A 5304-nucleotide genomic window follows, 5' to 3' on the forward strand; every position below is an offset into this window, starting at 1 on the left:
CAGGAATGCCATGAACTCGGTTTATCGCAATCTAACGATAATGATAAAGTAGACAATAACGTTTTGTTCGCTTTGTATCGGGGTGCAGCGCACCTTCTCGTTACAAACGACGAAGGCATTCACCGGAAAGCCTCGAAAATAGGATTGCAGGATAAAGTATATCGGTTAGAACAATTCTTGTTATTACTTAGGCGATATACGACTATCCCGTTTTCTTTCGATTACACTGGTGTAAAAGAACGTTTTTTATATGAAATAGACAAAAACCAACCGTTCTTTGAATCTTTACGACAATCGTATGACGGTTTTGATAGATGGTTTCAAAAATGCGCAGAAAACAAGCGGAAATGTTGGTGTATTGAAGATGAAGACAGCAGGGTAGTTGCAATCTGTATATACAAACATGAACAGGATGCCCGACTAACTGATAATGGAGAAATTACTCATGGACGCATTCTGAAACTTTGCACGTTTAAGGTAGACCCTAAGGCTCGTGGAAAGAAGTTAGGCGAACGACTTTTGTATATCGCATTCGACTATTGTGTAAAAAACAAGTTGGACTGGATATATCTACATACGTTCGGAGAGGAACAGAAAACACTTGTAGGACTTTGTTTAGACTATGGTTTTTATTGCCTTGGTAAATATAAACAGGATGATGTTTATATCAAGCCAATGAAATTAATGAATGATAATTTCGGTAGTTTGGATTCTTTGATAAGGTATTACCCCTATTTCAAGGATAATGAATCCGTTCAAAAATTCATTATTCCTATTCAACCGCAATATCATGAAGATTTATTCCCGGACTTCAGTAGCATGAAAGGCTCTTTATTCGAGAAGGATCAATCTTTATATTCTTGTCAAGGCAATACTATAAAAAAAGCTTATTTATGTCATTCTCGAATCAAATCCATTCGGAAAGGTGATATTGTCTTATTTTACAGAAGTAAAGATCGCAAATCCATACAATGTATGGGCATAGTTGAAGATGTCTTATCTTCAGAAAATATCGACGAAGTATTTCCTGCTATTGCCAAAAGAACCGTCTACAATTATTCGGATCTACAGGAGATTCTGAAGAAGAAAACATTGGTAATACTTTTCCGGTATATAGCTCTTGACAAAGAAATATCCTATCTACAGATAGCTAAAGCCAAAATTGAAGGATATATCCAAAGTATTAGAAAAATTGATAATAAACAATATTTAGCATTGATACATGAAAACTGAAACGATTATATTATCCATTCATCCAAGTCATATTGAAAAAATATTATCTGGAGAGAAACGATACGAATATCGCAAGCGTATTCCTACGGATATACGATACATTGTCGTATATGCAACTGCACCTATCAAAATGATTGTCGCCTTGATTAAGATAGATTCTATTTTAAAGGGGACGCCAGAAAGCGTGTGGGAAAAAACCAAAAAACATGCAGGTGTTTCCAAGGATTTTTTCATGCTCTATTTTACTGACCATCAAGATTCCTATGCAATTAAATTTAAAGCGGTATTCAAATTAGAAACACCCAAATCTTTAATGTGTTTGGACAATAATGTTTCTGCTCCACAATCTTATACATACCTCAAAGAGACAGCCGAAGAATTATGTAATAAATTAGGAATAAAGAGATTTGAGATATGATGAATTTCGATGAATACATACGCCAAGGCGAACCGCAGCAACGGGAAAAGGGCTATGCATGGCAGACCGCAATCGGCTTGCAGGCAGTTGATGGTCTGAAACCCTCCGATTATCTTATCGAGACTGCACGCAAAGATATTGAGGGAGAAATTACGATTGACGAGGCCGAACAGCTTATAAAGAGCTATTACCAGTCAAAAGAAGCTCGTACACCAGAAGATGACGAAATGCACGAGGCAGATACGGCTTCGACCAATATTCGCCGGCTGCTTACCGAGAAAACCTTTGCTTTTACGCTTGTCGGGCTAACCTCGATCCATCGTCGGATTTTCGACGGTGTATTCAAGTTTGCCGGTCAGATTCGCGATTACAACATCACCAAAAAAGAGTGGGTGCTGCGTGGTGATACGGTGTTGTACGTTTCCGCACCCGACCTTCGCAATGCGATCGAATACGACTTGGAACAAGAACGCCGGTTCGACTACTCCAAAGTGGACAGGAATGGATTAGCGAGCCACATTGCCAAATTCGTATCGGGGCTGTGGCAAATCCATCCGTTCGGTGAGGGAAATACACGGACGACGGCCGTGTTCACGATTCTTTATCTCCGTTCTATGGGCTTTGACGTGACAAACGACTTGTTCGCCAACCATTCGTGGTACTTCCGCAATGCGCTGGTACGAGCCAACTATCAGAACGTACAGAAAGGCATTATGCGTAATTCAGAATATTTGGAGCGTTTCTTCCGTAATCTGTTATTAGGCGAAAACAATGAGTTGCGGAATCGGTATATGGTTGTTGATGCACCGGAAGAATTGATTGAGGAACAAATGCAACACGAAGACCGTACAAGTACCGAACAACCTACCGTACAAGTACCCGAACAAGTTCGCGTTTTGCTGTTAGCCTTGTCAAATGAACAATTATCATTAAAAGGATTGATGGAAAAAGTCGGACTAAAACATCGTCCGACATTTTTGGAGAACTATATAAACCCCGCTTTCGAGGCAGGTTTTCTCAAGGTGCTATATCCCGACAAGCCCAATCATCCGAGACAAAAATACTTGCTCACGGCAAAAGGCTTGGCTCTGTATAACGAAATCAAGAAAATGCAATAGTCTTGATAATTGTTATCGTTTGGGATTTTCCCATCCTTGATAATGACATTCTTTTGTGACATTTTTATCGGATAGCTTTCGGTATCCAATGCAGCTTCTTGCATTAGGCATTTGCCAAAGCTATCTTTGTTCGGGCTTGCCCTATGTCCACGAAATTCTTTTCGGGGGAGCCTAATACCCCGACCGACATTCGTCGTCGGAAGAGTTGCCACACAAACTGCAAGCATAGGCGGCAAGATTGTCCAATATTATTCAAAAATGAGTTATGAATTACGGCAAAACCATTACTGTCAATCTGTCAAAATGTCATTGATATGTCATAAATTTGAACTGTTTTACGCCAAATAACGCTTGGCATCTTTATTGTCCTTTTACTTGAAACTTAAATAAATAAAAATATGGGAATTAAGCCAGGACCAAAAAGGATTGCAAAATCCACGGGGAAACCAGACAGACGTCAAAGAGACAACAAACAGACACCAGGTAATACGTCGTCTCTGAAACCCCATATCCATAAAAAAGGGGATTGAAAAAGAACACCGCTGTACATTCATTGTGCTTCAGCGGTGTTTTTTACAAATAATAAAGAGTCTATTGGGATAGAAGTACCGTGAATATGGAAAAGTACTATGTATGGTTTGGCCAACACAGTGCTTCCCATTTTGCGAGAGATTCGTGCTCTATATTTTCAATTCCTTGATGATTCTTTTTATTCCGCAGATGACCGATGTTTTGTTGTTTCTGACGGCAGAAAGTGCCGATGAAAGACTGGAAGCGGTAATGAACTGTGCGCCGTCCTTGGATTGCAGGAACCGCCCTTTGTCCAGAACGGACTGCCAGCGGGATTGGATGAATGAGTTTTCGAGTAGCGCATCGAAAAGGATAACCACATGACGAAGATTGTTTACCCGAATGTGAAAGCCCTCTTTGCAGGAAAAGAGAGCTTCCATATCTTCGACGCAAACCTCTGAAACGCAAAACAGATGATAAGTATTGGCACAAGACACAATACCCGTCATCTGTTCTTGAGTGAAGTTGCAGCCGAAAGAAAGCGGCGGGGCTTTTATAAAGCCATCGGTATGACGTTTGGTAGGTGGCGGCAACGGTTCTGATCGGTCATACAGTCTTCGCAGTTCCATGCACTCCTCGAAAGAGAAATCTAATGCGGCAAAAAGAGGCTTGATAAGGTGGACACATTCGGCCAACAGCCCCTTGACAATGTGGATGTTCATTTCGTGGCAGTTCCGGCAAACCGCGTTATTGCAGTTTATGTATCGGTGACTGTTGATGAAGTCATCCACATAGCGGCTATACCGTTTGCCGTCCACAATCACATCCTGAAGATAAAGTTCTCTCGCTTCGGAAAGTAACTCGAATAGTTCTTCCGCTACATCCTGTTCGGTAGCGAAGTGGGTTAGGTGTTGCTTCCCTTCAAAAAAAGAGAAGATTTTTTACTTTGTTCTTTCATGTAAAATGTTTGTTTATATGTCAACTATAAAATATTATTTAATGTTTTTTTTAGAGCCAACCGAAACCCGATACTCTCATCCGTTACGTCCTCATAGTAGGCATAGCGATAAGTGCAGGTGTAACGATAAGCATCGTTGTACCAGAACGAGCCGCCGCGTTTGATGACCTGCCGCGAAGAATTGATACGGGTAAGGTTGCACGGATCGGTCTGCGGCTTGGTGGTATAAGGTGCGAAATAGTCCGCAACCCATTCATACACATTGCCCGACATATCGTAGATACCCAACTCGTTCGGTCGTTTCTGCTTTATGGGATGGCTCTCCCTGCCGTCATTCAGGTTCCAACCGACCTCGCTCAACGTGTTGCTTCCGGCGTATGTATAGCCTTTGCTCTTGTTGCCGCCTTTGGCTGCAAACTCCCATTGTGCTTCGGTTGGCATCCGGAACTCCCATTCCTGCGGCATTCCGGCCTCGTGCATCATGGCTGTAAGCCGTTCCACAAATTCATGGCAGATTTTCCAAGTCACATTCTCCACGGGATAATTGTCGCCACGATTGCTACGGCTCGGATTGTTGCCCATGACGGCTTTCCAAAGCGGTTGCGTCACTTCGGTTTCGCCTATCCAGAAAGTGGATAATGTTACCTAATGTTCCGGTTTTTCGTTCGGCTGGCGGTTGTCATGTCCCATTGTGAACGTGCCGCCTTCAACTGTTATCATTTTGAACTCCACGCCGTTCAGCGTGAAACGGATACCGTCGTGTTCCTCCGTATAACTGCCGACTATCTTGCCGGCTGTTCTTTTTTGCTGCATATCTTTCATCTGTCCTTTATTTCCAGCGTTGCACTGTGTGCAACCGGTTAAGATTGTCGGCATGATTGCTAACAGCAATGCGTGTAATGCCGAAATATATATATTTCTCATAGGGCCATTTTACTGTTTGTTCAACGTAAGCTGATTCTCGTCCCGATGGTATAGTCGGTAGAGGTATAGAAATACCGGTAGGTCGAAGTAAAACGATAAGCGTCGTTATAATAGAAACTACCTCCTCGCTTGATGTATTGACT

At 42.0% G+C, this 5304-nt stretch carries 5 protein-coding genes and 1 pseudogene; 3 read left to right on the plus strand and 3 right to left on the minus strand.

Annotated elements, in window-relative coordinates; translation table 11 throughout:
- The 3 genes from QVP90_RS10290 to QVP90_RS10300 all read left to right on the plus strand — a co-directional run.
- On the plus strand, window positions 1-1233 hold a 1233-nt coding region (locus QVP90_RS10290), incomplete at its 5' end, for a GNAT family N-acetyltransferase (protein WP_288204262.1).
- Window positions 1223-1651, plus strand: coding sequence for an ASCH domain-containing protein (locus tag QVP90_RS10295; protein ID WP_021936355.1), 429 nt, complete (start codon window positions 1223-1225; stop codon window positions 1649-1651). The genes QVP90_RS10290 and QVP90_RS10295, both read left to right, overlap by 11 nt.
- Window positions 1648-2769, plus strand: coding sequence for a Fic family protein (locus QVP90_RS10300; RefSeq protein ID WP_021936356.1), 1122 nt, complete (start codon window positions 1648-1650; stop codon window positions 2767-2769). The genes QVP90_RS10295 and QVP90_RS10300 overlap by 4 nt, the downstream gene beginning before the upstream one ends.
- Window positions 2770-3449: 680 nt before the next feature.
- On the opposite strand, the gene QVP90_RS10305 is transcribed toward QVP90_RS10300, so the two are convergent.
- From QVP90_RS10305 to QVP90_RS10315, 3 genes and pseudogenes are all read right to left on the minus strand, one after another.
- Complete coding sequence (locus tag QVP90_RS10305) at window positions 3450-4217, minus strand: hypothetical protein (protein ID WP_224204050.1); 768 nt, start codon at window positions 4215-4217, stop codon at window positions 3450-3452.
- Between the two features lie 44 nt (window positions 4218-4261).
- Window positions 4262-4867: pseudogene (locus tag QVP90_RS10310) on the minus strand (formylglycine-generating enzyme family protein); the annotation flags it as partial.
- A 15-nt stretch (window positions 4868-4882) separates the two neighbouring features.
- The gene (locus QVP90_RS10315; protein ID WP_021936358.1) at window positions 4883-5161 is read right to left on the minus strand and encodes a hypothetical protein; all 279 of its coding nucleotides are present in this window, start codon (window positions 5159-5161) and stop codon (window positions 4883-4885) included.
- Window positions 5162-5304 lie beyond the last annotated feature (143 nt).

Origin of the sequence: Bacteroides sp. CAG:189 (genome assembly GCF_000432295.1) — a bacterium.
Taxonomy (GTDB): domain Bacteria; phylum Bacteroidota; class Bacteroidia; order Bacteroidales; family Bacteroidaceae; genus Bacteroides; species Bacteroides salyersiae.

What these genes read in the sequence shown, in the direction of transcription:
- QVP90_RS10295 (WP_021936355.1), top strand. Translation starts at nt 1,223, where the DNA reads ATGAAAACTGAAACGATTATATTATCCATTCATCCAAGTCATATTGAA.
- QVP90_RS10300 (WP_021936356.1), top strand. Translation starts at nt 1,648, where the DNA reads ATGATGAATTTCGATGAATACATACGCCAAGGCGAACCGCAGCAACGG.
- QVP90_RS10315 (WP_021936358.1), bottom strand. Translation starts at nt 5,161, where the DNA reads ATGAGAAATATATATATTTCGGCATTACACGCATTGCTGTTAGCAATC.